This is a genomic window from Sphaerothrix gracilis Ecp01 (assembly GCF_030405905.1).
Classification (GTDB): Bacteria; Cyanobacteriota; Cyanobacteriia; order Phormidesmidales; family Phormidesmidaceae; genus Sphaerothrix; species Sphaerothrix gracilis.
In genome coordinates this window covers 6505-7429 of record NZ_JASATW010000065.1, presented here as the reverse complement: position 1 = coordinate 7429, position 925 = coordinate 6505, and the positions used below count along the sequence as shown (strand labels likewise).

General features: G+C 53.3%; 2 protein-coding genes. Both read left to right on the top strand.

The window, feature by feature from the left end; genetic code table 11:
- Positions 1-193 precede the first annotated feature (193 nt).
- Positions 194-361: a hypothetical protein gene (locus tag QJQ48_RS27305; RefSeq protein ID WP_346294383.1), complete on the top strand. Its 168-nt coding sequence runs from the start codon at positions 194-196 to the stop codon at positions 359-361.
- Positions 362-373: 12 nt separating this feature from the next.
- Positions 374-625, top strand: coding sequence for a hypothetical protein (locus QJQ48_RS27300; RefSeq protein ID WP_346294384.1), 252 nt, complete (start codon positions 374-376; stop codon positions 623-625).
- Positions 626-925: the final 300 nt, after the last annotated feature.

The following is a 925-nucleotide window of genomic DNA, read 5'->3' as shown; positions in this document are numbered from 1 at the left end:
CTCTGCCAAGCCGTCCCAAAGCTGGGTAACAACGCCTCAAACTCTGACATCCTCAAGCCAGTTAAACTGCATAGGATTCGAGGTTTTGTCCGTAACTCGGCATAGGTCACTTTCATTGAATGTCTCGGGTCGATGCTCCTGACACTAATCATCCTATCGGTTCAATTTCCGATAAGGTCTACTCACCGAGCGATTGCGGCCCCAATCATCGCCGCGACTGCGGCTGAAGGATTTGGACAAGTCTCTCAAGGCCGATGCCAAGAAGGTCGGTAAAGATAGCTCTGTTGGCCAAGCCGGTGCATCGTCAGTCAATTTCACTGCGCTGATGCACAACGTCATTGACCAGAGCTTGCTAGCGTGAAAAGCGGATCAGATGGCCGATGAAGCGATCGCCTCTCTAGAGCAAGGTGAAAAGCCGATTCTGACAGTCTCTAACACGATGGGCAGCTTCATCGAGAACTACGCCGATGAGAACGATATTGCTCCTGGGGATGAGTTTACGGCTGACTTCAGCGATATCCTGACGCGCTACCTGGAGCGCAGCCGGGATGTGCTGGAGAAAGACTATGACGGCACCACCACCCGCAGACCGCTCAGTGATGCCGAGCTGGGGCCACAGTCTTAGCCGAAAAGTGGAACGAGATCTCTCCGCTAGCGAAGTAGCCGGTAGACTAGGCGAAAAGTGCGATCGTTCGAGACCAGTTACTGCAACACGTAGTCGCGTCACTTTAACTGACTGCTACGTGGCCGAACCGGTTGTCTCGATAGAAATGGCTGGAAGAACCGTAGCCGGAACTCTCTGAACAGGTTTAGGAAGTCGGCGTCAGCGCCGCTACTAACCCCGGCGTTAGCGAGCCACTCATCTGGAATAGCCTTTAACTTGGCTATCCTACTAATCACAGTCCTCGTAGCTGGGCTCTGTAAG